Consider the following 23,976-nt stretch of genomic DNA (forward strand, 5'->3'; position numbering starts at 1 on the left):
ATTATTTAATACTGCTCCCATCAAATACAAAGCGAATATCATACGAAGCATTATAATTAATAATTGGAATATTAATTTTCACCTTTCCATTTAGTTTTTTTGACAAGTCAGCAACTTCAAATTCTACTACTCTAGTATTATCTTTTTTGTTTTCACTTAACACGGTTGTTTCTACAAATTGACCATCTTTTTCTACTTGGAAACTTTTAATAGAAGCACTATCTTTCACTTTAAATGAAACGTATTGTTTTCCATTTTTAACTGTTAATGTTGCTGGGCTTTCAAAATAACTATTCATTCTAGACGATTCATCTTTATCGCCTTTCCATACAGTAAAAGCAATATTATATTTTCCATCAGCTAGTTTTGTAGCAGCCTTTGCATCTTGTAAACCTAGTGTTGCGATAAACGTAAATAAAACAGCAAATACGGCAATAATCATTTTAAATTGTTTAAACATATATTCATCACCCTTCAAAAGATTTATTTACTCAACTTCACTTTACGAATTAAGAAAGCACCTGAAATAAGAATTAACGCTGCAAACAATCCAATACGTGCTTCATCGCCTGTTTTTGGGTTATCTGTTTTTTCAGCTTTTCCATTTTCATTTTTTGTTTCTTTGTTCACTTCTTTAGCTGTTTCCTTACTCTCTACTTTTGTTTTCTCTTCTTTTACATGTGTATCTGTTTTCGCTTGATCATTATTTTTTTTTGTAGCAGCTACGCCGTTATCGCCACCTACAGCTTTTACATTTGCATCAAATGCAAAACGAATTGTGTAGTGGTGGTCATAGTTTGCATTTGGTACAACAACATGAATTTTTACAGCTGCCGGTTTAGATAAATCATCTACTTTAAACTCTACTGTTCTTTTATCTGCCGATTCATCTTTACTAACAACTTTCGCATCAACAAAATTCCCGTTCTCTGGTGCTTTAAATTCTGTAATCCAAGCACTATGATTCATCGGAACTTGTACTCTCATCTCACCGTTTTTCACTATTAATTTTGCCGGCTTTTCAAAATAGTCATTTGCCATTGAAGCTGAATCATTTTCCGCTTTTTGAATTACGTAATTAATATCGTAAGTACCATCAGCTAGTTTTGCTGATACATTCCCGTATGGCATTACAAGAAAAGCTAACATACATACGAACGTTATAATAAAAGCAGGTAATACAGAAACCTTTTTCATTTTTCTTGTTTCCTCCTTGGTTATCTTTCATTTCACTTTTTGAAAATGATAATTATTATCAATTTATGAGAAAAAAAATAATCTCTTCTACCTATTATTTAATTAGCATTCTTTTATGTAACATAAGTATTATTGATTATCATTCTCATTGAATATTAAAAATAATATCTCACCCTATTCCTTATACGAAGGCATAGAAACTGAGAAAAAATGATAAAACGTATTTATTGATTATCATTCTCAATGAAAATCAAAAAAAAATAAACTATCTCTTCTCCTCTTCTTTCACCTCTTCCCATAACAACACTATAGTTATAGAAACCCCTTTTCCCTCACTTCCCTTCCAATATTTCCACAACTAAGTCAATCTTAGCCTACTCATAAATTTTTTGTCAACTATATTACGTATAAAATTTTTAATATCTGAATTTCTCTATATGCGGCTTTTTTTACAAAAAAGAGACTTTCTATTATAGAAAGTCTCTTTTCTCTATTTCTCTACAGCAATTTCCTGCTTTTGAAACTTAGAAACTATATAACCAAATCCTATACCGATTATGCCTGGAACTAACCAACCAATTCCTACACTATATAATGGAATCTTATCTAAAATAGGTGCTAGCGCTGCAATTTGAAGGTTTGCATTGTGTAATCCATCAAAGAAACTTATTGCAAATGCTCCTACAATCCCGCCCACATACATCGCTAATGGAAGACGAACGTAGTTTTCAACAAGTGATAATACGATAAGTACGATTCCAATTGGATAAATTGCGATTAAGATTGGTAATGCTAATGCATTTAACTGAGTTAACCCAAGGTTTGCTACCATAAATGCTAATACACAGAAAATGAAAACGACTTTTTGATAAGAAAGCTTTGGTAATAAGGAAGAGAAGTAATCACCACAAGCTGCAACAATACCTACAGAAGTTGTCAAACATGCTGCTGTAATTGCGATCCCTAATAATAAAGTTCCGTAGCTACCAAATAAATGATTCACGACATTTGTTAAAATAATTCCTCCGTTTGCACCCATTCCAAGTGACACACTAGAAGCTCCAAGATAAGCAAGTGCTAAATACACAAGTAGTAGACCAAGCGCTGCAATAAATCCTGCAAAGATTGTTACTTTTGCAATACTGTTTTTATTTGTAATGCCTTTTTCTTTTAACGCATGAATTACAACATTTCCGAATACCAGTGCTGCAAGTCCATCTAAAGTTAAATATCCATCAATAAATCCTTTGAAGAGAGGAGCACTATACGCTTCTGTTGGTGCACCAAATTCTCCAATTGGTGTAATAAGTGCTTTACCTACGATAATTGCAATAACAGCTAATAATATTGGAGTTAGCACCTTACCAATACGACCCACTAATTTCGAAGGATTTAAAGCTAAATAGAAAGTGACTGCAAAGAAAATAAGTGTAAAGATAACAAGTGGATATGACTGACCAGCTATCTCACTTGGTAAAAACGGTGCAACACTCATCTCATAAGCTACTGTTCCTGTACGCGGCACACTTACGAATACGCCTAAACATAAATAAATTGCAGTGATAAAAACAAGTGCGAATATAGGATGTACACGTCCTGCTAGCTCATTAATATCTCCCTTTAAAGCTATAACAATTACTCCTAATAAAGGTAGTCCAACGCCTGTTACGATAAAACCAAACAGCGCGATCCATACGTCCGTTCCAGCACCTTGCCCTAACGCTGGTGGAAAAATCATATTACCTGCACCAAAAAACAGTGCAAATAACATTAAACTTATTGCAAACATCTCTGAAAACTTTAAAGATGATTTCATTTCTACTAACCTCCTAAAATAATGAATTAACAAAATATTCTGAATCAAAATCCGTCACATATCCTCTTTCAAGCATACTTCCCCGTAAAAGAACGCAAAAAACACCCGTCCCTAACAAAGGGACGAGTGTTGAAATCGTGGTTCCACCCTTATTCTAATAAAATGAATTTATAACGAAATAAGCTCATTTTATAGCTCGTGTAAATTGATAACGGTTTTATCCGCCAAGAATTACAATGCATCATGTATGCAGTTCACTCTTGAAGTTTAGAGGTGGTAAGCTTGTCTTTTCGTATTAGGAAGCTCACAGCCTAAGGCTTCCCTCTCTGAGAATCGTAAAATACAACTCATGTCCTCATCATTACTTTTATAAAATATCTTGTCGAAACTTGTTGTTTTTTATTATATGGGCTATTTTTTAAAAAATCAATAGTTTTATTTTTTCTGACAAAAAAAATATAGGGAGAAAATTTCCCCTCCCTATAACTGCCCTATTAAAATTTCTAACTCTTCAGCTGTAACGCTCCGCCACTTTCCAACTTCAAGCTCATTTAGCTCTATATTCATAATGCGTACTCGCTTTAGCTTTATTACAGTAAACCCGAAAGCTCGACTCATTCTACGAATTTGCCTGTTCATTCCTTGCGTTAAAACAATACGAAATGTTGATTGATCGACTCTTGTCACTTTGCACGGCTTCGTCATTCCATCTTTAATCTTTACACCGCTGGACATCTCATCAATAAACCAGTCCGTAAAAGGTTTATCGACTGTGACAACATATTCCTTCTCGTGCTCATGATCACCATGTAAAATTCGATTCGCAATGCCGCCGTCATTCGTTAATAAAATAAGTCCTTCCGATGCTTTATCTAATCGTCCAACTGGAAAGATTCGCTCTGGATAATTGATATAATCAATAATATTATCTTCAATATGATCAGCTGCTGTACAAGTAATTCCGACTGGTTTATGAAAGGCTATGTACACCTTTTCTTTCTCTTCTTTTACAATAACTTGCCCATCAATCGTTACAACATCACCATCGCTCACAAGTTCACCGTGCGTACATATTTCGCCATTAATAGCCACGCGTCCAGCTTTAATGAGGCGATCTGTTTCACGTCTGGAGCATGATTTTGCTTCGCTTATGTATTGGTTGATTTTCATGTTCTATTCCTTTTCACATATATTAAAAGCGTCAATCTATGGCAATATCATTCTGCCACGATTGACGCTTTTTCACTTCGCAAAAACAACTAAATAAATAACCCCAATCACCAAAAATATTCCGCAACAAGCTAACAATACTTTTGCAAGTTTGTCCATAAACATATAATGGTTTCCCCTTTGTTTCGTTGTTTTCTATTTTAATTCGACAACTGTTACGCCTAGGCCTCCCTCGCCCATGTCACCGTAACGGAAGGTTTTTACACCACGATGCTTCTTCAAGTAATCTTGTACACCTTGGCGAAGTGCTCCTGTCCCCTTACCGTGAATAATTGATACGCGAGGATAGCTTGCAAGCTGGGCATCGTCTAAGTATTTCTCAACGCGCGCCATTGCATTTTCAAATCGTTCACCACGAAGGTCAAGTTCTAATGAAACGTGATAGTCTCTACCTTTTACCGTTGCAACTGCTTTTTTCTCTGTTTGCTTCGGTGTGTTAATGTATTCCATGTTAGATTCTTTTACTTTCATCTTCAGAATACCGATTTGTACGCTCCACTCAGTATCACTTACTTTTTCAAGTAATTGACCTTTTTGACCGAACGTTAATACTTTTACTTCATCACCTGCACGTAACTGTTGCTTCGGCGCAGTGTTTTTCACGTTTACTTTTTGTTTCTTAACAAGCTCTGGTGCTGCGCCTTCTAGACGGCTCTTCGCTTCAATTAACTCGTGATCTTTCACGTTTGCAAGCTGTGCTTTACGCAATTGACGAAGTTCTTGAATAATGCCTTCTGCTTCTTTCTTTGCGGCTTCGACTTTTTCTTCCCCTTCTTTTTGCGCTTTTAATAATCGTTCATCGCGATCTTCGTTAAATTCAATGATTTGACGTTGTAATTCACGATGAAGTTTTTCAGATTGTTTGCGAAGTGCTTCTGCTTCGTTCCAGTCACGCTCTGCGTTCTTCTGGCTTTCTTCTAACTTCGCAATCATATTTTCAATTTTATTCGTATCTGTACTAATGTGGTTGCGTGCTTGGTCAATAACGCGATCAGATAATCCAAGACGTTTCGAAATTTCAAAGGCATTACTACGGCCTGGTACACCGATTAATAATTTATAAGTTGGACTTAATGTATTTACATCAAACTCAACACTCGCATTAATAACTTGCTCACGGTTATATCCGTATGCTTTTAATTCTGGATAATGCGTCGTTGCAACAACGCGAGCACCGCGATTACATACTTCATCTAAAATCGAAATTGCTAGTGCAGCACCTTCTTGTGGGTCTGTTCCAGCACCTAATTCATCGAATAAAACTAAGCTTTCAAAATCAGCTTTTTCTAAAATATCAACGATGTTCACCATATGTGAGGAGAACGTACTTAAACTTTGTTCAATCGATTGCTCATCACCGATATCAGCAAATATATTTTTAAACACACAAATCTCTGACTCATCCATTACTGGAATGTGAAGACCAGATTGCGCCATTAAAACACAAATACCAACTGTTTTCAGCGTAACTGTTTTACCACCTGTATTCGGTCCTGTAATAACAATTGTCGTGAAATCTTTACCTAACATAATGTTATTTGGCACAATAATTTCTGGATCGATTAGCGGATGGCGAGCTTGTCTTAAATCCATATAACGCTCGTTATTTACGATTGGTTTCGTTGCTTTAATTCGCTTTGCATAAAAAGCTTTCGCAAAAATGAAATCAAGATTCGCAACTACTTCTACATTTGATAAAACGATATCGGCTTCTACTGCCACTTCTTCTGTTAACATCAATAAGATGCGTTCGACTTCTTGTTTCTCTTTCACACGAGCTTCTTGCAGTGCGTTATTTAATTCTACAATGACTTGCGGTTCAATAAATAACGTTTGTCCAGAAGCTGATTGATCGTGAACAATACCACCATATACGCCGCGGTATTCTTGTTTTACTGGGATTACGTAACGTTCGTTACGAATCGTTACAATCGAGTCAGACAGCATCTTTTGCGCATTTGAAGAGCGCGTCATATTTTCTAATTTTTCACGAATACGGCTTTCCGCAGTACGAATTTGAGTACGAATACCACGCAGTTTATCACTTGCGCTATCGACTACTTCACCACCGTCACCGATACAATTTGTAATTTTCTTTTCTAAATCATATAAAGATACAATTTGAGCGACGTGAGTTTCTAAAATCGGAAGCTCGACACCGTTATCAGCCATATCTTCAATGAAACGTTTCATATTACGACTACCATACATCGTATTCGCAATATCAAGTAATTCATTTGGACTTAACATACTCCCAATTTTTGCACGCTTCACATTTGAGCGAATATCCGTAATACCACCTAATGGTGCACTACCTTTTAAACGAATAACTTTCGCTGCTTCATCCGTTGTATCTTGCATTTCTACAATTTCTTCAAAATCAGTGCTCGGCACTAAATGCTTCACTTTGTCACGGCCAAGTGAAGAGGCTGTATGTTCAAGTAATTGTTCTTTTACTTTATTGTATTCTAATACACGCAACGTTCTTTCTAACATGTTGCAGGTCCCCCTTGCGTTACTTATTACGTTTAATATAGTCTAATAAACGTTCAATATCCCATGTGTTAATCACGTTATCTTTTTGAATCCAACCTTTACGTGCTGCTGCTACACCTGTTTCCATATCTTCCAACATTTCAAGTGTATGAGCATCTGTATTAATCGCTACTTTTACACCAGCATCTTGTGCTTGTTTTAATAATTTCGCGCTTAAATCTAGACGGTTCGGATTCGCATTTAATTCTAAAACTGTATTTGTCTCTTTTGCGAGTTCAATTAATAAATCTGTATCTACATCATAACCCTCACGGCGCCCGAGAAGACGTCCTGTCGGATGAGCAATCATTGTGACATGTTTATTCTCAAGTGCAGTACGCAGACGCTTCATGATCGTTTCACGGTCTTGTGAGAAGCTAGAGTGAATCGCTCCAATGACATAGTCTAATTCTTCTAATACTTCATCATCAAAATCAAGCGAGGCATCTGGTAAAATGTCCATTTCAATTCCGCGTAAAATTGTAATGTCTGGATACTTTTCATTCATACGTTCAATTTCTTTCGCTTGCTCACGAAGACGCTCTTTCGTTAAACCATTCGCTACTTTTAAGTATTGCGAGTGATCAGTAATCGCCATAAACTTATATCCACGAGCACGGCACGCTTGTACCATTTCTTCAATAGAAAAAGCACCGTCACTCCAAGTTGTATGCATATGTAAATCACCTTGTATATCGGAAAACTGAATTAAGTTCGGATACTCTTTAATTAATTCAATTTCTTTTCCATCTTCACGCACTTCTGGCGGAATAAATGGTAGACCGAAATGAGCAAAGAAGTCTTCTTCAGTCTCAAATGTTTTCACTTCACCTGTTTCTAAGTTCTCTACACCGTACTCACTAATTTTCTCGCCTTTATCTTTTGCGATTTGACGCATTTTTACATTATGGTCTTTTGATCCTGTGAAATGGTGAAGTGTTGTAATAAACTCTTCTGGTTTTACTAAGCGGAAATCGATTGAAATATCATATTCATATTGAAGACGAACAGAAACTTTCGTATCCCCACTTGCGATTACCTCAATCATATTATCGAATTGTAGTAAATGCTCACGTACCGCTGCTGGTTCTGTCGTTGCAATGATAAAATCTAAATCTTTCACTGTTTCACGAACACGGCGCAAACTACCAGCGCGCGAGAAACGAATTACTTCAGCAATATTCGACAATTTCTCCTCTATTTCCCCGGCAATAGGCAATACCATCGCAATTGGTAAACGCTCTGGACGAGAGCCTACTTGATCGATTGCTTCTAATATTTTCTCTTCTGTCTTCTTACCGAAACCAGCTAAAGCTTGTACTTTATTTTCCTCACAAGCAGCTTTTAACGTCTCCATATCAATAACGCCTAGCTCTTTATATAACTTAGCCACCTTTTTACCACCAAGACCTGGTAGTTTTAATAACGGCAATAAGCTACTCGGTACTTCTTTTTCAAGTTCTTGTAATACTTCAGATGTTCCCGATTCTATATATTCTTGAATAACGGCTGCTGTTCCTTTTCCGATGCCCGGAATCTTTGTGAAATCTTCAATCTCAGAAAGACTACGATCGTCACTTTCTAATGCTGCTGCCGCTTTACGAAATGCAGATATTTTAAATGGATTCGCACCCTTTAGTTCCATAAAAAGCCCGATTGTCTCTAATAATTTGATAACTTGTTTTTTATTTACTTTCATCATTACCCCGCCTTTCTTTCATAGAAAAAAACTTCTCTTTCCGAAAAAAGAGAAGTTATACTCTGCTACCTGTCTGCCATAGTTCCTTCACCTTTTCAGATAGAATCGGTGTATCGTCTACAATTATTTTGCTAATTGATGATTTTTGTAATGGTGTTTGTACTTGTTCAATCGGAAGAATGTTTCCAATGATAATTAAGACAAACAAAACAATATATACTTCTAAAAATCCGAGGATTGCCCCCGCAAACGCATTTACTTGCTTTAAAACCGGTATTTCTGCAAACATATTTAACAAATTACCAAGTAATGAAAGTGCTATTTTTGTAATAATAAACAATATGATAAACGCAAGCGCTTGATAAAATACTGTCTCAATATTATTTGCATCAATCCATTCTGGAACAGATACGTTTTTATCAAATGGATACGGAATAAATTTCGCAAGTGCTGGCGCTAAATCTTTACAGTACCAGTATGCAACAAGGTATGCGATAATAAAGCTTGTTAACTTTACAAGTTGCAGAATAAACCCTCTGCGTAAGCCGAGGAAAAATCCCATAACAAGCAGTAAAATGATAATAATATCAATCATGTTATTCCATTCCTTTTTTTGTCATACTTTCTTTCAATTTCTCATGTTCTTCTTTTAATTTTATGTAATCGTGTATGACGTTTACCGCCGTCAATACCGCTAGTCTACTCGTGTCAAGCGAAGGATTCTTGGCATTGAGTTCGCGCATTTTATCATCCACAATCGCTGCTACCATGCGGATATGACTTGTACTTTCATCGCCAACAACTGAATATTGCTGACCATAGATTTCTACATTAATTCGACTTTTCTTTCCCTTTTGTTGTGACAACTCACCGGCCTCCAATCACGTACAGAATCCTAAAGTTTATCATACCATGAACCTTCATAATATGGAAACAGAAAGAACAATCCGATATGATAAAAATAACAATATAAAAAAAGGGGCGACCATTATGTCAAATTCTATCGTAATTCAAACAAATTCTACAGTAATTGAAGACATGAAACAACAATATAAACATTCGCTTAGCCCGAAAATTCCGCAAGGCGGTATCTTTATGGCTAAGGTGCCATCTTGCACGATTACAGCGTATAAATCTGGAAAAGTAATGTTCCAAGGAGGCCGCGCTGAAGCAGAAGCTTCTCGTTGGCAAACTGTCTCTCACGCGCCGAAAACAGCTGTAAAAAAATCTGTCGATTCCCATCGTTATGCGCCGCCTACTTCCATCAGTACAATGTCTATTGTAGGGTCTGATGAAGTTGGTACTGGTGATTTCTTTGGACCGATGACAGTCGTTGCTGTATATGTGGATGCGAAGCAAATTCCACTACTAAAAGAACTTGGTGTAAAAGACTCTAAAAACTTAAATGACGATCAAATTACTGCCATTGCGAAACAACTTCTACACGTTGTTCCTTACAGCTCTCTTGTCCTTCATAATGAAAAATATAACGAGCTATTTGATAAAGGCAACAACCAAGGTAAGTTAAAAGCCTTGCTACATAATAAAGCTATTACAAACTTATTAGCGAAAATGGCACCTACAAAACCTGAAGGCGTCTTAATTGATCAATTCACACAACCTGATACATACTATAAATATTTAGCAAAACAAAAACAGGTACAGCGTGAAAATGTTTATTTCGCCACGAAAGGTGAAAGCGTCCATTTAGCAGTAGCCGCTGCTTCTATTTTAGCTCGCTACTCATTCGTAAAACAGTTTGACGAACTAAGTAAAAAAGCTGGTATGCCACTTCCGAAAGGTGCTGGTAAACAAGTTGATATCGCTGCTGCTAAATTAATTCAAAAGCTTGGTAAAGAACGATTACCCGAGTTTGTGAAACTGCATTTCGCTAATACGGAGAAGGCGCTTCGCTTATTAAAATAGTATCGACAAAAACAGGAGCCTACAAACTCCTGTTTTTTGTTTCATCCTACTATTGTCCTTATAGTTTTGTTATAATTATAATATACAGATTATTCTAACATAGGAGGGGATCTACATTGCTACTTCTACAAATGATTCTAAATATTTTACTAGGCGATCCACACGAAAGACAGTTCGAAATTAGAGAAAACATTCAGCTACTAAGTGAACAACCAGCGTTCAACGATTTAATAGAGCGTTATGGTCGATCTTTCTTATTAAACTTTCGGATTCGAAGATTTATCGGGAAACACGATGCACGCTTGTTAATACATAATCCAGCAAAACTACAACACTTCTGTGAAGAACTTGAATGTATGATTAGAAAAAGGAGGTTTTTCATATGAACGCTGTAAAAGTTAAAAAGGTACTATATGCTTTCGTACACCTCGTAGGCCCACTTTCTTACCTCACTATTTCTATCATTTGGGGAGCTTTTTTCACTACTAAATCCACATTCGAAAATATATCTGATAATCTTGGCGTGATGGCCATCTATTACGTGTTCATAAGTTTACTGTGGTTTTTCTATTTAGATCGATTAGACAAAGACATAAATAAGATTACAAAAGAAATTAACGATAATAAGATGTAACACATAACAAAGGAGAGCCCTTAAGACTCTCCTTTGTTATGTTAGCTTCGTTTCTGCTTCTTATTTGATGAAGATACTTTATGAGAACCTGTTTCATGTGTCGTCGTTCCTTGTCCTTCAACTTCTGGAGAACCTAGGCCCGATCTTGAATGATCTTTTTTCACTTTTTTACTCATTTATATTCACCCCTTCGCGTTACTTTTTGCTACGAGGGAATAAACTATACAATATGTAAAATAAAAAGCGAGAGGAAATCCTCTCGCTTTTTTTCATATTTTAGAATTCAGAAGAACCTGGAGTTCTTGGGAATGGAATTACGTCACGGATGTTAGCCATACCAGTGATGTACATTAGGAAGCGCTCGAAACCTAGACCGAATCCAGCGTGTTTTGTACCGCCGTATTTTCTAAGTTCTAAGTACCACCAGTAGTCCTCTTCGTTCATACCTAATTCTTTAATTCTGTCTACTAAAACGTCCATTCTTTCTTCACGTTGGCTTCCGCCGATTAATTCGCCGATGCCAGGAACTAGAAGGTCAGTAGCAGCTACTGTTTTACCGTCTTCATTTAAACGCATGTAGAATGCTTTAATGTCTTTCGGATAGTCAGTTACGAATACAGGGCGTTTGAAGATTTCTTCTGATAAGTATCTTTCGTGCTCTGTTTGTAAGTCAATTCCCCATTCTACTGGGTATTTGAAGTCAGCACCTGATTCTTGAAGCACTTTAATTGCTTCTGTATAAGTGATGCGACCGAAGTCAGAGTTAATTACGTTGTTCATGCGCTCAAGAACTGTTTTATCAACGAAGCTGTTGAAGAATTCCATTTCTTCTGGTGCATGCTCTAATACGTATTTCATTGCATATTTCAGCATATCTTCTGTAAGGTTCATTACGTCCCCTAGTTCAGCGAATGCAATCTCAGGCTCAACCATCCAGAACTCAGCAGCGTGACGAGTTGTGTTTGAGTTTTCTGCACGGAATGTAGGTCCGAATGTGTATACATCACGGAATGCTAATGCATAAGCTTCAGCGTTCAGCTGTCCACTTACTGTTAAGTTTGTTTCTTTACCGAAGAAGTCTTTTGACTCATCAACTTTTCCGTCTTCACCTTTTGGTAGGTTATTTAAATCTTGCGTTGTTACGCGGAACATTTCGCCAGCACCTTCTGTATCACTACCAGTGATGATTGGTGTGTGGACATGTACGAATCCACGCTCTTGGAAGAATTGGTGAATCGCAAATGCTGCGATAGAACGTACGCGGAACGTTGCAGAGAATGCATTTGTTCTTGGACGTAAGTGAGCGATTGTACGTAAGTATTCAAACGTATGACGCTTCTTTTGAAGTGGGTAATCAGAATCTGATAAGCCCTCGATATCAATTTTTTCTGCTTTAATTTCAAATGGTTGCTTCGCTCCCGGCGTTGCAATTACTTTACCTTCTACTTTAACTGAAGAGCTAAGTGGAAGTTTTGCAATTTCTTTGAAGTTCTCTAATTCTGTATCGAAAACGATTTGAACGCTTTTGAAAAAGCTACCGTCGTTTAATTCGATGAAACCAAATGCTTTTGAATCACGTAAGTTACGAATCCACCCTGATACTTGTACTGTTTGATCTGCATACTTTTCTGTATCTCTATACAGACTTTTTACTAATGTGTTTTCCATAGTGAAATTCTCCTTTGCTCATATATTTAAATACAAAAAAACCTTTCATCCATAAAGGGACGAAAGGTTAAACTTCGCGGTACCACCCAATTTGTCATAAAGACCAACTTTAACTCGTATGTAATACATACTTCCCGGTTTGTAACAGGCCGGATTCCCGTCTAAGTCTACTCTTGAATACAAAATTCAATTTCGGTTAGCAACTCCAAGGTGTTCTTCACATATACCGCCTCATCAGGCTCTCACCGTCCCTGACTCGCTTTGGATTATAGTATATACTACTTTTCCTTATCATCGTCTTTCATTTTGTTAAACTAAAATTAATGTACTACATTCGAGAGAAAGATGCAAGGTGTCGGAAAATATATGAGCGATTTTTGTAATATATCGACTTACCGACAGTGTCCGACAACCAATCCAATAAAAAAATTGCCGGAATGAATCCGGCAATTTTCTAATTACTTACGTAACTCCGCACCGAATTTCGCTTCTACCGTTGTTAGTACACGGTTATGTGCTTCTGTTACTTCTTCGTCTGTTAATGTACGTTCTGCATCGAAGTAAGTCATAGAGAATGCAAGTGATTTCTTGCCTTCTTCCATTTTTTCACCTTCGTATAAGTCGAATAGTGTTACGTCTTTCAGAAGTTCTCCGCCAGCTTCAGCAATGACTTGCTTCATTTCACCAGCTTTTGTTTCTTTTGTTACTACAACAGCCATGTCACGTGTCATAGATGGGAAACGTGGAATTGCTGAGTAGTAAGTTTCCTCAGCGTCTGCACCGAATACTTTTACAAGAGATAATTCAAATACGAATGTATTTTTCACATCTAATTGTTTTTCTGCTTCTGGGTGCAATTGACCGATGAAACCAATTACTTCGCCATCTAATACGATGTCAGCTGTACGGCCTGGGTGCATACCTTCACGTTTTGCTGGTGCATATGTGATTTGATTTGAAACGCCAAGCACGTCGAATAGTCCTTCTAGTACACCTTTCACAACGAAGAAGTCTACTACTTTCTTCTCACCTTGCCATGCATGGTGAAGAGCAAGACCTGTCATAACACCTGCAAGATGTTGTTCTTCTTTCGGAAGTTCTCCTTCTTCTGTCGGTAAGAAGATAGAACCTACTTCGTATAAAGCAACGCTGTCGTTTTTACGAGCGACATTGTATGAAACTGCTTCTAGTAATTGCGGTACTAAGCTTAAACGAAGTTGGCTACGTTCTTCACTCATTGGAAGTGCAAGACCTACAGGCGCCTTTTCGTTTGGCTCAACCATATATTGTTTCGCTTTGTCAGCGCTTGTTAATGAATACGTAATTGCTTCATATAAACCAGCACCCTCTAAGAAGCGGCGTACTTTACGACGTTTCGTTTGTGCTGATGTTAATTTACCACGAGTCATCGTTCCAGAAGGTAATGTAACTGGAATGTGGTCATAACCGTATAGACGGCCCACTTCTTCTACTAAGTCTTCTGAAATTGTAATATCAGGACGACGTGCTGGTACATTTACATGGAATGTTCCTTCTACTTCTGTAAATGGGAATTTCAAGTTTGTGAACATTGTACCCATTTCACTCGCAGAAATATTTGTACCTAATACACGGTTTACTTTTTCAGCAGTAACAGATACTGTACGCTCTTGTACTTGTAAGTTGTCAGCTTCTACTACACCTTCAAGTGCTTCACCGCCAGCATATTTCGCCATTAAAGCAGCTGCGTGTTGAATTGCTTCAAATGTACGTGTTGGATCGATTCCTTTTTCGAAACGTGCACTTGATTCACTACGAAGACCTAAGTCTTTTGATGTACGACGTACTGTTTGACCTGCAAAGTATGCAGACTCAATTAGAACGTTTACTGTCTCATTTGTAACTTCAGAATCCGCCCCGCCCATTACACCAGCAACAGCTAAAGCTTTCGTGCCGTTTGTAATTACAAGATGGTGGCTTTGTAATGTACGCTCTTGATCATCTAACGTTTCAATTTTTTCGCCTTCTTTTGCAAGACGAACAACGATTTCTTTTGAACCTAATTTATCGTAATCGAATGCATGTAACGGTTGACCGTATTCCATTAAAATGTAGTTTGTAATATCAACTACGTTGCTAATTGGACGAATGCCAGCTGCCATAAGACGAGTTTGCATCCACATTGGTGACGGACCAATCTTTACGTTTTTAACCATTTTTGCAATGTATAATGGGTTTTCTTCTTTCGCTTCTACGCTTACAGAAATATAATCAGAAGTTTTTTCTGCTGTTTCTTGTAAGTCGATAGCTGGAAGTTTTACTTCACGGCCATAAATAGCAGCTACTTCGTAAGCAACACCTAACATGTTTAAGCAATCTGCACGGTTTGGTGTTAAGCCAAGCTCAAGTACTTCATCGTGTAAGTTTAAAATTTCAAGTGCATCTGCACCAACTTCAGCGTCACTTGGGAAGATGAAGATACCATCTGCGTATTCTTTTGAAACTAACTTTCCATCAATACCAAGCTCTTGAAGAGCACAAACCATACCGTGAGAAGCTTCACCGCGTAGTTTTGCTTTTTTGATTTTGAAGTTACCAGGAAGTACAGCTCCAACTTTTGCAACTGGTACTTTTAAACCTTTTGCAATGTTAGCAGCTCCACAAATAATTTGAACTGGCTCTTCTTCACCGATATCGATTAAGCATTTGCTTAATTTATCAGCTTCTGGGTGTTTTTCACATTCTAATACGTGACCAACTACAACACCTTTTACACCTTTATTTAATACTTCAACGCCTTCTACTTCAATACCACTTTTCGTGATTTTGTCTGCTAGTTCTTGTGCTGTTACATCTTTAATATCTACATACTCTTGTAACCAACGATATGATACGAACATATTTATCCTCTCCTTCCCTTACGCTCGTTTGAATTGTTGTAAGAAACGTACATCATTTGTATAGAAATGACGAATGTCATCTACTCCGTATTTCAACATTGCGATACGCTCTGCGCCCATACCGAATGCGAAACCTTGATATTCTTTTGAATCATAACCAGCCATTTCAAGTACGTTCGGGTGAACCATACCTGCGCCTAGAATTTCAATCCAGCCAGTTCCTTTACAAGTGCCGCAACCTTTGCCATGACACATCATACAAGAAATATCCATCTCTACAGATGGCTCTGTGAATGGGAAGAAACTTGGACGAAGACGGATTTCACGATCTTCACCGAACATCTTTTTCACGAATACTTGCAGTGTACCTTTTAAGTCACTCATACGAATGTTTTTATCAATTACAAGACCTTCAATTTGCATGAACTGATGTGAATGCGTCGCATCGTCGTCATCACGGCGATACACTTTACCAGGACAAATAATTTTGATTGGGCCTTTTTCTTTATTATTTTCCATCGTACGTGCTTGCACAGAAGATGTATGTGTACGTAGTAACGTTTCTTCTGTAATGTAGAATGTATCTTGCATATCACGCGCTGGGTGATCTTTCGGTAAGTTTAGTGCTTCGAAGTTGTAGTAGTCTTTTTCTACTTCTGTTCCTTCAGCTACTTCATAACCCATACCGATGAATACATCTTCAATTTGCTCAACAACAGCTGTTAACGGATGGTGACAACCTGTTTCAACAGGACGACCTGGCAGTGTAACATCGATTGTTTCAGTAGCTAATTTCGCTTCGATTACTGCTTTTTCTAAGTTACTAATTTTGTCATCTAAACGCGTTTGAATCGCTTCACGCACTTCATTTACTAATGCTCCCATACGTGGACGCTCTTCTGCTGACAATTTTCCCATGCCGCGTAATACTTCTGTAATTGGGCCTTTTTTTCCTAAATACGCTACGCGTACGTCGTTTAAGCCCTTTAGCTCTTTCGCTTCTTCAATAAGCTCTAACGCTTTTTGCTTTAGCTCTTTTAAACGTGCTTCCATTTTGGAACCCTCCTAATTTTAAAAATAAAAAAACCTCGCTCCCAAAAAGGGACGAGGTAAATTCGCGGTACCACCCTAAATTGACAGAACAAGTCTGCCCACTCATTAGTTATAACGATCAATTCTGACCGGAACGCCTTTACATATACATGGTCCTGGCGTCAACTCCAGAGGTGAATTCACTTCCGTCTACCATAAGAATGCTTTCAGTCTACGGCACTCTCTCCCTATATGGCGATTTTGTAAGTTACTCTTCTCTATCAACGTTTTTCGTTATTTAACTTTTAATATAATGTACTTCAACTTATTATAAGAAGTTTTTTATTTGTTCGCAACCGGGCTTTGCAAATAATACGTTAAAATCCCTGCTGCAACCGCAACATTTAATGATTCTGCCCCGCCGTAAATCGGAATATACAAGTTTTGATCCGTTTTTGCAAGAATTTCTTGGCGTACGCCATTTCCTTCATTTCCTACAATTAATGCAAAACTGCCAGCCGGCGTTACTTCACCATACGGAACTCCATTTTCAAGAGCTGTTCCATATACAGGAACGTTGTTTTCTTTTAACTTGTCTACCCATTCTTCTAAGTTCCCTTTTACAATTGGTAAGTGGAAAATAGAGCCTTGTGTAGAGCGGAGTACTTTACTATTGTAAACATCAACACAACCTTCTCCAAGCACAACGGCGTGAATACCAGCTGCATCAGCTGTACGAATAATTGTTCCTAAATTACCTGGGTCTTGCAGGCCATCTAATAAAAGGAATTTCCCATCAGTAAGAGCTACTTCTTTCTCATGCTTCTCACAAACAGCAAATACACCTTGTGTCGTTTCTGTTTCACGAAGTATTTTGACAATCGCCTCAGGTACGATATACATTTCCACATCATTAACTGTCCAATCTTTCGGAAGGTCTGTCTGATCTGAAACGATAAGTTCTGTTACAATTCCTGCCTTCAAAGCTTCCTCGACTAAGTGGAATCCTTCTACAAAAAATAAACCTTTTTTATCGCGTTCTTTTTTCGTTTGCAGCTTTTTCCACTGCTTTACACGCGGATTTTGTACTGAATCAATGTTTTTCATAATATGTATTTCCCTCTCTTCTTGTCTTATCATTATAGCCTATTTTTCATACATATTTACATAAAAAAGAACAAAAACTAACGTCAGTTTCAATTCTGAAGAAGAGGTGAAAGCAATGAGTTTTAATTTACGCGGTGCCGTATTAGCGAATGTATCTGGAAATTCACAAGATCAATTACAAGAAACAATCGTCGATGCAATTCAAAGCGGTGAAGAAAAAATGCTTCCAGGTCTTGGCGTTTTATTTGAAGTCATTTGGAAAAACGCTAATGAAAATGAAAAGCACGAAATGTTAGAAACACTAGAGCAAGGATTAAAAAAATAAGCAATTTGAAAATCACCTTTGCATAAGCTAAGGTGATTTTTTTGCAGAAAAATTTTTTCTTCTCCTAAACATTTCTACTTTACTAACGAACTATGATGGAGTACAATGTTCAAAATACATTTAAACCGATCGATTTTTCTTCATATACACCATAAGATAAAAGGAGTGAATGTTTTATGCACCGTATTACGCTTGAACAAATTTTTAAACACCACATTACACAAAAATACGTAAACCGTTCTGGAATGGTCCACGCGATCGCTGTCGCTTACCATGCGTTTCACCTAGCCAAAAAGCATCACGCCTCAGTCGATGCTGCCACAAAAGCTGGCTTCCTTCATGATATCGGACATCATACGTGGTACACAGGCGGCGAATGGGATTATGACTTATATAAAAAGAATGATATACATGCAATTAAAGGTGCTGAAAGAGCACATAAATTACTTATTAGATTAGGAGAACATCCAAAACTAGCAAAAGAAATTTCTATTGCAATTCTTCTTCATACAGATTCTTTCTTAGTGGAACAAGAAATTGAAAGAACATCGCTTCAAAATATTATTAAATGGGCAGATGAAGCAGATGAAGAACCGGGCGGAGCGCATCATTATCGAACAATTTCTTATGAAAAAGCACTTAAAGCAATTCAGCAATTAGATCGATTGGTAGAGCGTGAATTGCAAATAGAGCAAGCAAAATTGAATAACAAGACAGAACATAGTTATCAATGAGAAAGAGGCATCACTACAGGGTGATACCTCTTTTATTATTTTATGGAAAATACACCTTTATATGTAATATTTAAATATTACGCTTGAAAACAAAATGCCTTATAATTAAATATACAAATATAAAGAGGTGATTCTACATATGCAACCCGCTACACAACTTTCTAATGAACAGAAATACTCTATGTCATGGGGACAATTTATTAGCTCCGTTGTATTCGCTTTTTTCGGAACCGGACTTATTACTGTGTTCCTCGCAATGCCCTTAACAATTTATACAGCCGGTCTTACAGATAAAAAACAAATTGCCCTGTATGAATCTATCGTAAATACTGCAAGTATTGTATTACAGCTAGCCGTGTTGTTATTCTTCATTTTTAAATTCGAACCCGCAAAAAAATTACTACTACAATCATTTAACTTTAAAGCACTGAGAGAATGGCGTACATACGTATACTTACTTCTTTTCTTCGCTATAAACATTTTACTCAATTACATCTTGTTAAATTATGTGTTCCAAGACGCAACAAAGCAGCAATCTTCCGCACTAAACTTAGATGTCTTTAAGCAGTATCAAATATTATTACTTCTCGGCTTTGCAATACTCACACCAATTTTTGAAGAGCTTATTTTCCGTGGCTTTATACTTCGCTTTTTCTCAGAACGCTTCCCATTTTGGATTGCAGCGATTATAACAAGCTTCTTCTTCGGTATCGCTCATACATACTCACTTGGCGTAATAGTCATTACTTTCTTCATGGGATTATTAATGGCTATTTTATGTAAAAAAACAAAATCCATTATTCCAGCTATGTTATTTCATATTATGAATAATTTGTTGGCATTCTTGAATTAGAAAGAGGTATCCTCACGATACCTCTTTTATTAATTCGTATGATCACTTCTCATCTCTATCAATTTATACATATTTATTAATAATATCCAAAATAAACCTCATGTAGTAAAATATAACTTAATTCATATAAAGGAGTTTACATATGTTCAGTGTTATTTGGATGCTTTTCACGCCACTTCTCTTACTATGCGGGATTGCTGGTGGTATTTTTTTAATAGTAACAGGAATTAAATATCGGAAATTACTAGTTGGTTTAATGGGGCTACTTAGCCTATCCTTTGTCACACTACCTTTTGTTTTTTTAAGTATAGGAATTAATATGGATACAATCTTCCCCATTCCAACTGCTCTTTACTGGACCCTATTTTCTTTAACTGGATTATTAGCAGGGATAAGTGGATTCCAAGCAAAAATTAAAAGTATACGTAATATGGGATTCATTATTTTTACCATTGGAATATTAGGGGTTATCTTCTGGGTACTCATGTCTGTAAGTGATTGATTCTATATATAACTTTTTTCGAAACCCACAAATCGGAGGTAATACAGAAATGTTCGGAATATTAATTTGGATGATTTTAGCTTTTACTTTAATGTTATGCGAATTCATCGTCGGCATTTTTTTAATTATTGCTGGTATGAAGTGTCGTAAATCATTTACTATTATAGCTGGTTTCATTAGCATATCTCTTATCGTTGTTCCTATCATTTGTATAGGTTATGGAATAGACTTAGAGGGGATGATTCCAATTTCAGGAACTTTATATTGGGGTCTCTTCTCTTTAGCTGGACTATTAGCTATTATAAGCGGCAGACAAATATCAAGTATTCGTGCTATGGGAACAATTTTGTTTATAACAGGGCTGTGCTCCGTAGCTGGTTACCAGCTTTTATATTTAACTGCATAAAGAACACAAAAAAGCAGGGAATTTAATTCCCTGCTTTTCTATTTGGTTTATTGCCTGATGGTAAGAAGAACGATAACACCCAAGCGATACCTGCTAGTATCGTTGCGATTAAGAAGGCATCGTTAATACCGTTAATTGCAGATAGCTTTGAAATTTGTCCATATAATAGTTGTGTGCTCATCGCGTCTCCTGCTTGAGCTGATCCAGCTAAGGCCGCTAAACTTTGCCCCATGCCGTGTATTTTATCAACTAAAATTGGGTTTGATGTTGTTAACATGTTGCCGTAATCTGCTACGTGAGCAGTCGTTTGTTGCGTCATAAGTGTAATTAAAATCGCTGTTCCGATTGAACCCGCTACTTGTCTTGACGTATTTTGCGTTGCTGTACCGTGAGAAATTAATTTCATCGGCAGCGCGTTCATACCAGCCGTCATAATTGGCATCATAATGAATGACATACCAATTGAACGTATAATATAATCCGTCATAATAACGCTATACGGTGTATCCATCGATAATTTTGTAAATTCATATGTCGCATACGTCGTAATTGCCAATCCAATTATCGCTAATGGACGAATGCCATATTTATCGAATAATTTACCCGCTACTGGTCCCATGATCCCCATAATTAATGATCCTGGAAGAAGTAGTAAACCAGATTCAATTGGCGTAAAGCCACGAATGTTTTGCAGATATACTGGAAGCAATAACATACCTCCGAATAATGCCATCGTAACGATTGCGTTAATTACTAAAGTGAAAGTAAATACTGGATATTTAAATACTTGTAAATCAAGCATTTTATTGTCCGTTGTTAACTCTCTCCAAATAAATAACGCTAAACCAATTACACCAATGATAAGTGAAATAACAACTTCTGCACTAGTCCAACTATTATTTCCAGCTTCACTAAATCCGTACAATAAGCTTCCTAGTCCAATACTTGAACTAACCACACCGAATATATCTAATTTCGTTTTAGACACTGGCTGAGCTAGTGTAAAGAATTTTAAAGATAGGAACGTAATAATTAAACCGATAATAAACATCGCATAGAACATTAAGTTCCAGCTGTAATTTTCAATTACCCAACCTGTTACAGTTGGCCCGATAGCTGGAGCTAAAATCATCGCTACACCTAGTAACCCCATCGCTGCTCCGCGCTTATGAGGCGGGAATAATGTCATGAAGATATTCATACCAACCGGCATTAAAATACCCGCACCAACCGCTTGAATAACACGGCCCGTCATCATCATCGTAAAGTTTCCGGAAGTAGCACAAATGATAGATCCTACCGTGAAGAATAACATTGCTGCTACGAATAATTTACGATACGTAAATCGTGAAACTAAAAATGCACTAATCGGTACTAAAATACCATTTACAAGCATGAAGCCTGTAATTAACCATTGTGCTGTTGAAGTTGATACGTTAAATTCATTCATTAACGGAGGTAATGCAACGTTAATAATTGTTTGGTTTAAAATAGAAACGAACATGCCGAGAATTAATACAGCTACAACTGCTTTTACGTTCACATTCTCTACAGGCGTAGACATTTGTTTTTTCGGCACTTCTTTTTCTTGTTTTACTTCTTCTTGCTTTCCTGTTTCTAACTCAACTACATTAGAAATTTCCGATTCTTGCTTTCGTTCAATTTCTTTCTCTTCTGTTTCAACTTTGCTTATTTCTATTTTACTTACGGCTGGGACTTGTTCTTCTCCCATTTTCGTTTTTTTCTTTCGTAAAAGACGATTTACAAGGAAGAAGACGATTATACAAAATAGTGCATATCCTGCAATTACAATTGAGGACATCTCATCTCCCCCTTACTTATGAATACGAACTGTCACATTCATGCCAGGAACAATATTTACTGATTTGCTATGATCTAAAGAAATTTTAACTGGTACTACTTGTGTTACTTTCGTATAGTTCGCTGTTGCGTTGCTTGATGGCAACATAGAGAATGTATTCGCTGTTGTTAAGCCAACTTGTTCTACTTTTCCTGTTAACGTTGTATCTGGGTATGCATCTACATACACATCTACATCTTGACCTTTTTGAACATCATCAACATCTGTTTCTTCAATGTTTGCTGTTACCCATAAATTGTTCATATCGAATGCGTAAGCAATCGGGCTACCAGCTCCAACGAAAGCATTTGTTGTTGCGTTTGATTGTACAACCGTTGCATTTTGTGGAATTGTTACATCTACTGTTTGTTCTCCATTAGCTGCCGCTACAGTAACAGTACCTAGTTTATCGTTCTCATTATAATTTTTTCCTACTTCAGCTTTCCAGTCAGTTAGTTTACCTGCTACTGGTGAAGCAACCGGAATTACCTTCCCATCAATCTTTGCATTGTCTGTTTTTAAGTAATTTTCCGTTTGGTTGTAATAGTAATAACCGCCAATACCGCCGCCAACTAGTACAATTAATGTGATAATGTTGATAATTACCATTCTTCGAAACTGATTCATTGCATTCCTCTCCTTATATCGCATATAATTTTTTTCTAAACTATTTATGTCCTTATTGTTTAGATTGTTTAATTGTTAATTATATTAACCTTTTAACAAAAAAATCACACCATCTGCAGCGTAAATCGAAATTTATCTACCTGCGAGCGGTGCTGATTTCTGAAGGACTATCGTTTATAATTATAAATAATTATTTTGAATCTACAACCGACAATTTACGTATGAAATGTCGCTTAAACAACAATATAATACCAATATGTTGTTTAAGTATAGAAAATTAAACGAGGAGAAGAAAAATGTCTATTAAAAATACAAATGATCCACGTGTAAAGCGAACGAGACAACTCATTCAGGATGCTTTTGTCGCTTTAGTAGGCGAAAAAGGCTTTGAAAATGTAACTGTGCAACATATCGCAGAACGCGCTCCTGTAAATCGCGCTACATTTTATAGCCATTACCATGATAAATATGACCTATTAGACAAAAGTATTGAAGAAATGTTAGAGAAGCTAGCAGAAGTAATTAAACCGAAAAATAGAAATAAAGAAGATTTTCAACTTACATTTGATTCACCTCACCCTACATTTTTGGCTTTATTCGAACATATCGCAGAAAATGTAAACTTTTATAACGTTATGCTTGGGGATAAAGCTGCCGGAAACTACTCTTATAAAATGATGAAAACAATACAAGTGCATTTAACATTAAGCTTGTCTATTTCACAACCAGATGATGAAGATCTTATGGTTCCTCGTGATATTTTGATTAGTTATGTTACAGGGGCTCACATCGGAATGATTATGTCATGGTTAAAAAGAGGAATGATATATACTCCGCATTTTATGGCGATGCAATTAACTCGTTTAATTATTTTAGGCGCTCATACTGCAGCAGGATTAGAACGGCCTTTTTAAAACATAAAAAAGCGAAGGAGAATCTCCTTCG

At 36.8% G+C, this 23,976-nt stretch carries 24 protein-coding genes and 3 other annotated features; of the genes, 9 read left to right on the forward strand and 15 right to left on the reverse strand.

From position 1 onward, the window contains the following. Position 1: 1 nt before the first annotated feature. From NST27_RS22245 to zapA, 8 genes are all read right to left on the reverse strand, one after another. Positions 2-460: an NEAT domain-containing protein gene (locus NST27_RS22245; protein ID WP_000476165.1), complete on the reverse strand. Its 459-nt coding sequence runs from the start codon at positions 458-460 to the stop codon at positions 2-4. Between the two features lie 23 nt (positions 461-483). Next, complete coding sequence (gene isdC / locus NST27_RS22250; protein WP_000757960.1) at positions 484-1,197, reverse strand: heme uptake protein IsdC; 714 nt, start codon at positions 1,195-1,197, stop codon at positions 484-486. A 490-nt stretch (positions 1,198-1,687) separates the two neighbouring features. After that, positions 1,688-3,013 (reverse strand): branched-chain amino acid transport system II carrier protein BrnQ6, encoded by a 1,326-nt coding sequence (brnQ6, locus tag NST27_RS22255; protein ID WP_000842650.1) that lies wholly within the window; start codon positions 3,011-3,013, stop codon positions 1,688-1,690. Between the two features lie 115 nt (positions 3,014-3,128). Continuing rightward, positions 3,129-3,384 (reverse strand) — a binding site (T-box leader). A gap of 109 nt (positions 3,385-3,493) precedes the next feature. After that, complete coding sequence (locus tag NST27_RS22260) at positions 3,494-4,183, reverse strand: 23S rRNA pseudouridine(2604) synthase RluF (protein ID WP_000700746.1); 690 nt, start codon at positions 4,181-4,183, stop codon at positions 3,494-3,496. A 195-nt stretch (positions 4,184-4,378) separates the two neighbouring features. Further along, the gene (locus tag NST27_RS22265; protein WP_000893716.1) at positions 4,379-6,739 is read right to left on the reverse strand and encodes an endonuclease MutS2; all 2,361 of its coding nucleotides are present in this window, start codon (positions 6,737-6,739) and stop codon (positions 4,379-4,381) included. A gap of 19 nt (positions 6,740-6,758) precedes the next feature. Continuing rightward, entirely contained in the window at positions 6,759-8,477 is a 1,719-nt protein-coding gene (gene polX, locus NST27_RS22270) for a DNA polymerase/3'-5' exonuclease PolX (protein ID WP_000867517.1), read from the reverse strand. 55 nt (positions 8,478-8,532) lie between these two features. After that, the gene (locus NST27_RS22275; protein ID WP_000565412.1) at positions 8,533-9,072 is read right to left on the reverse strand and encodes a CvpA family protein; all 540 of its coding nucleotides are present in this window, start codon (positions 9,070-9,072) and stop codon (positions 8,533-8,535) included. A 1-nt stretch (position 9,073) separates the two neighbouring features. Next, entirely contained in the window at positions 9,074-9,343 is a 270-nt protein-coding gene (gene zapA, locus NST27_RS22280) for a cell division protein ZapA (RefSeq protein ID WP_000082701.1), read from the reverse strand. Between the two features lie 124 nt (positions 9,344-9,467). On the opposite strand from zapA, the gene rnhC reads away from it, so the two are divergent. The 3 genes from rnhC (at position 9,468) to NST27_RS22295 (ending at position 11,037) form a co-directional block, all read left to right on the forward strand. Then, entirely contained in the window at positions 9,468-10,403 is a 936-nt protein-coding gene (rnhC, locus tag NST27_RS22285) for a ribonuclease HIII (RefSeq protein ID WP_000071570.1), read from the forward strand. A 116-nt stretch (positions 10,404-10,519) separates the two neighbouring features. Further along, on the forward strand, positions 10,520-10,789 hold the full coding sequence (locus NST27_RS22290) for a hypothetical protein (RefSeq protein WP_000925537.1): 270 nt from the start codon (positions 10,520-10,522) through the stop codon (positions 10,787-10,789). After that, on the forward strand, positions 10,786-11,037 hold the full coding sequence (locus tag NST27_RS22295; RefSeq protein WP_000994758.1) for a hypothetical protein: 252 nt from the start codon (positions 10,786-10,788) through the stop codon (positions 11,035-11,037). The genes NST27_RS22290 and NST27_RS22295 overlap by 4 nt, the downstream gene beginning before the upstream one ends. 41 nt (positions 11,038-11,078) lie before the next feature. Here the strand turns inward: NST27_RS22295 and NST27_RS22300 are convergent, their stop codons facing one another. From NST27_RS22300 to NST27_RS22320, 5 genes are all read right to left on the reverse strand, one after another. Next, the gene (locus NST27_RS22300) at positions 11,079-11,213 is read right to left on the reverse strand and encodes a YuzL family protein (protein WP_000039590.1); all 135 of its coding nucleotides are present in this window, start codon (positions 11,211-11,213) and stop codon (positions 11,079-11,081) included. Positions 11,214-11,313: 100 nt separating this feature from the next. Further along, a complete protein-coding gene (asnS, locus tag NST27_RS22305; protein ID WP_000432177.1) occupies positions 11,314-12,705 on the reverse strand; it encodes an asparagine--tRNA ligase in 1,392 nt (463 codons plus the stop codon). 52 nt (positions 12,706-12,757) lie between these two features. After that, positions 12,758-13,009: a binding site (T-box leader), on the reverse strand. A 154-nt stretch (positions 13,010-13,163) separates the two neighbouring features. Continuing rightward, positions 13,164-15,584, reverse strand: coding sequence for a phenylalanine--tRNA ligase subunit beta (pheT, locus tag NST27_RS22310; RefSeq protein ID WP_000498190.1), 2,421 nt, complete (start codon positions 15,582-15,584; stop codon positions 13,164-13,166). Positions 15,585-15,602: 18 nt separating this feature from the next. After that, positions 15,603-16,637: a phenylalanine--tRNA ligase subunit alpha gene (pheS, locus tag NST27_RS22315; protein ID WP_000388219.1), complete on the reverse strand. Its 1,035-nt coding sequence runs from the start codon at positions 16,635-16,637 to the stop codon at positions 15,603-15,605. 44 nt (positions 16,638-16,681) lie between these two features. Then, positions 16,682-16,910, reverse strand: a binding site (T-box leader). Positions 16,911-16,958: 48 nt separating this feature from the next. Further along, complete coding sequence (locus tag NST27_RS22320) at positions 16,959-17,756, reverse strand: TrmH family RNA methyltransferase (RefSeq protein WP_001986644.1); 798 nt, start codon at positions 17,754-17,756, stop codon at positions 16,959-16,961. Positions 17,757-17,838: 82 nt separating this feature from the next. Between NST27_RS22320 and sspI the strand changes: the two genes are divergently transcribed. The 5 genes from sspI (at position 17,839) to NST27_RS22345 (ending at position 20,543) form a co-directional block, all read left to right on the forward strand. Next, complete coding sequence (gene sspI / locus NST27_RS22325; protein ID WP_047386935.1) at positions 17,839-18,048, forward strand: small acid-soluble spore protein SspI; 210 nt, start codon at positions 17,839-17,841, stop codon at positions 18,046-18,048. A 176-nt stretch (positions 18,049-18,224) separates the two neighbouring features. Next, positions 18,225-18,782: an HD domain-containing protein gene (locus tag NST27_RS22330; RefSeq protein ID WP_000554786.1), complete on the forward strand. Its 558-nt coding sequence runs from the start codon at positions 18,225-18,227 to the stop codon at positions 18,780-18,782. Positions 18,783-18,921: 139 nt separating this feature from the next. After that, positions 18,922-19,635, forward strand: a complete 714-nt coding sequence (locus NST27_RS22335; RefSeq protein ID WP_047386938.1) for a CPBP family intramembrane glutamic endopeptidase — start codon at positions 18,922-18,924, stop codon at positions 19,633-19,635. A gap of 142 nt (positions 19,636-19,777) precedes the next feature. Beyond that, entirely contained in the window at positions 19,778-20,137 is a 360-nt protein-coding gene (locus NST27_RS22340) for a hypothetical protein (RefSeq protein ID WP_000493176.1), read from the forward strand. Positions 20,138-20,186: 49 nt separating this feature from the next. Further along, positions 20,187-20,543, forward strand: a complete 357-nt coding sequence (locus NST27_RS22345; protein WP_001986669.1) for a hypothetical protein — start codon at positions 20,187-20,189, stop codon at positions 20,541-20,543. A 22-nt stretch (positions 20,544-20,565) separates the two neighbouring features. On the opposite strand, the gene NST27_RS22350 is transcribed toward NST27_RS22345, so the two are convergent. After that, positions 20,566-22,365 (reverse strand): DHA2 family efflux MFS transporter permease subunit, encoded by a 1,800-nt coding sequence (locus NST27_RS22350; protein ID WP_000095271.1) that lies wholly within the window; start codon positions 22,363-22,365, stop codon positions 20,566-20,568. A 12-nt stretch (positions 22,366-22,377) separates the two neighbouring features. Next, entirely contained in the window at positions 22,378-23,031 is a 654-nt protein-coding gene (locus tag NST27_RS22355) for an HlyD family secretion protein (RefSeq protein WP_001071419.1), read from the reverse strand. Positions 23,032-23,327: 296 nt separating this feature from the next. Here NST27_RS22355 and NST27_RS22360 point away from each other — a divergent pair, with 296 nt between their 5' ends. Next, on the forward strand, positions 23,328-23,945 hold the full coding sequence (locus NST27_RS22360) for a TetR/AcrR family transcriptional regulator (RefSeq protein ID WP_000023661.1): 618 nt from the start codon (positions 23,328-23,330) through the stop codon (positions 23,943-23,945). The last annotated feature ends 31 nt before the right edge of the window (positions 23,946-23,976 follow it).

This window comes from Bacillus sp. FSL W8-0770, assembly GCF_038008705.1.
GTDB classification, from domain to species: domain Bacteria; phylum Bacillota; class Bacilli; order Bacillales; family Bacillaceae_G; genus Bacillus_A; species Bacillus_A cereus.

Coding starts and splice junctions, on each gene's coding strand:
- polX (WP_000867517.1), bottom strand. CDS start 8,477: ATGAAAGTAAATAAAAAACAAGTTATCAAATTATTAGAGACAATCGGG.
- NST27_RS22345 (WP_001986669.1), top strand. CDS start 20,187: ATGTTCGGAATATTAATTTGGATGATTTTAGCTTTTACTTTAATGTTA.
- NST27_RS22320 (WP_001986644.1), bottom strand. CDS start 17,756: ATGATAAGACAAGAAGAGAGGGAAATACATATTATGAAAAACATTGAT.
- NST27_RS22275 (WP_000565412.1), bottom strand. CDS start 9,072: ATGATTGATATTATTATCATTTTACTGCTTGTTATGGGATTTTTCCTC.
- sspI (WP_047386935.1), top strand. CDS start 17,839: ATGAGTTTTAATTTACGCGGTGCCGTATTAGCGAATGTATCTGGAAAT.
- rnhC (WP_000071570.1), top strand. CDS start 9,468: ATGTCAAATTCTATCGTAATTCAAACAAATTCTACAGTAATTGAAGAC.
- NST27_RS22340 (WP_000493176.1), top strand. CDS start 19,778: ATGTTCAGTGTTATTTGGATGCTTTTCACGCCACTTCTCTTACTATGC.
- NST27_RS22330 (WP_000554786.1), top strand. CDS start 18,225: ATGCACCGTATTACGCTTGAACAAATTTTTAAACACCACATTACACAA.
- isdC (WP_000757960.1), bottom strand. CDS start 1,197: ATGAAAAAGGTTTCTGTATTACCTGCTTTTATTATAACGTTCGTATGT.
- NST27_RS22295 (WP_000994758.1), top strand. CDS start 10,786: ATGAACGCTGTAAAAGTTAAAAAGGTACTATATGCTTTCGTACACCTC.
- NST27_RS22300 (WP_000039590.1), bottom strand. CDS start 11,213: ATGAGTAAAAAAGTGAAAAAAGATCATTCAAGATCGGGCCTAGGTTCT.
- pheS (WP_000388219.1), bottom strand. CDS start 16,637: ATGGAAGCACGTTTAAAAGAGCTAAAGCAAAAAGCGTTAGAGCTTATT.
- asnS (WP_000432177.1), bottom strand. CDS start 12,705: ATGGAAAACACATTAGTAAAAAGTCTGTATAGAGATACAGAAAAGTAT.
- NST27_RS22245 (WP_000476165.1), bottom strand. CDS start 460: ATGTTTAAACAATTTAAAATGATTATTGCCGTATTTGCTGTTTTATTT.
- NST27_RS22350 (WP_000095271.1), bottom strand. CDS start 22,365: ATGTCCTCAATTGTAATTGCAGGATATGCACTATTTTGTATAATCGTC.
- NST27_RS22355 (WP_001071419.1), bottom strand. CDS start 23,031: ATGAATCAGTTTCGAAGAATGGTAATTATCAACATTATCACATTAATT.
- NST27_RS22260 (WP_000700746.1), bottom strand. CDS start 4,183: ATGAAAATCAACCAATACATAAGCGAAGCAAAATCATGCTCCAGACGT.
- NST27_RS22265 (WP_000893716.1), bottom strand. CDS start 6,739: ATGTTAGAAAGAACGTTGCGTGTATTAGAATACAATAAAGTAAAAGAA.
- brnQ6 (WP_000842650.1), bottom strand. CDS start 3,013: ATGAAATCATCTTTAAAGTTTTCAGAGATGTTTGCAATAAGTTTAATG.
- pheT (WP_000498190.1), bottom strand. CDS start 15,584: ATGTTCGTATCATATCGTTGGTTACAAGAGTATGTAGATATTAAAGAT.
- NST27_RS22335 (WP_047386938.1), top strand. CDS start 18,922: ATGCAACCCGCTACACAACTTTCTAATGAACAGAAATACTCTATGTCA.
- NST27_RS22360 (WP_000023661.1), top strand. CDS start 23,328: ATGTCTATTAAAAATACAAATGATCCACGTGTAAAGCGAACGAGACAA.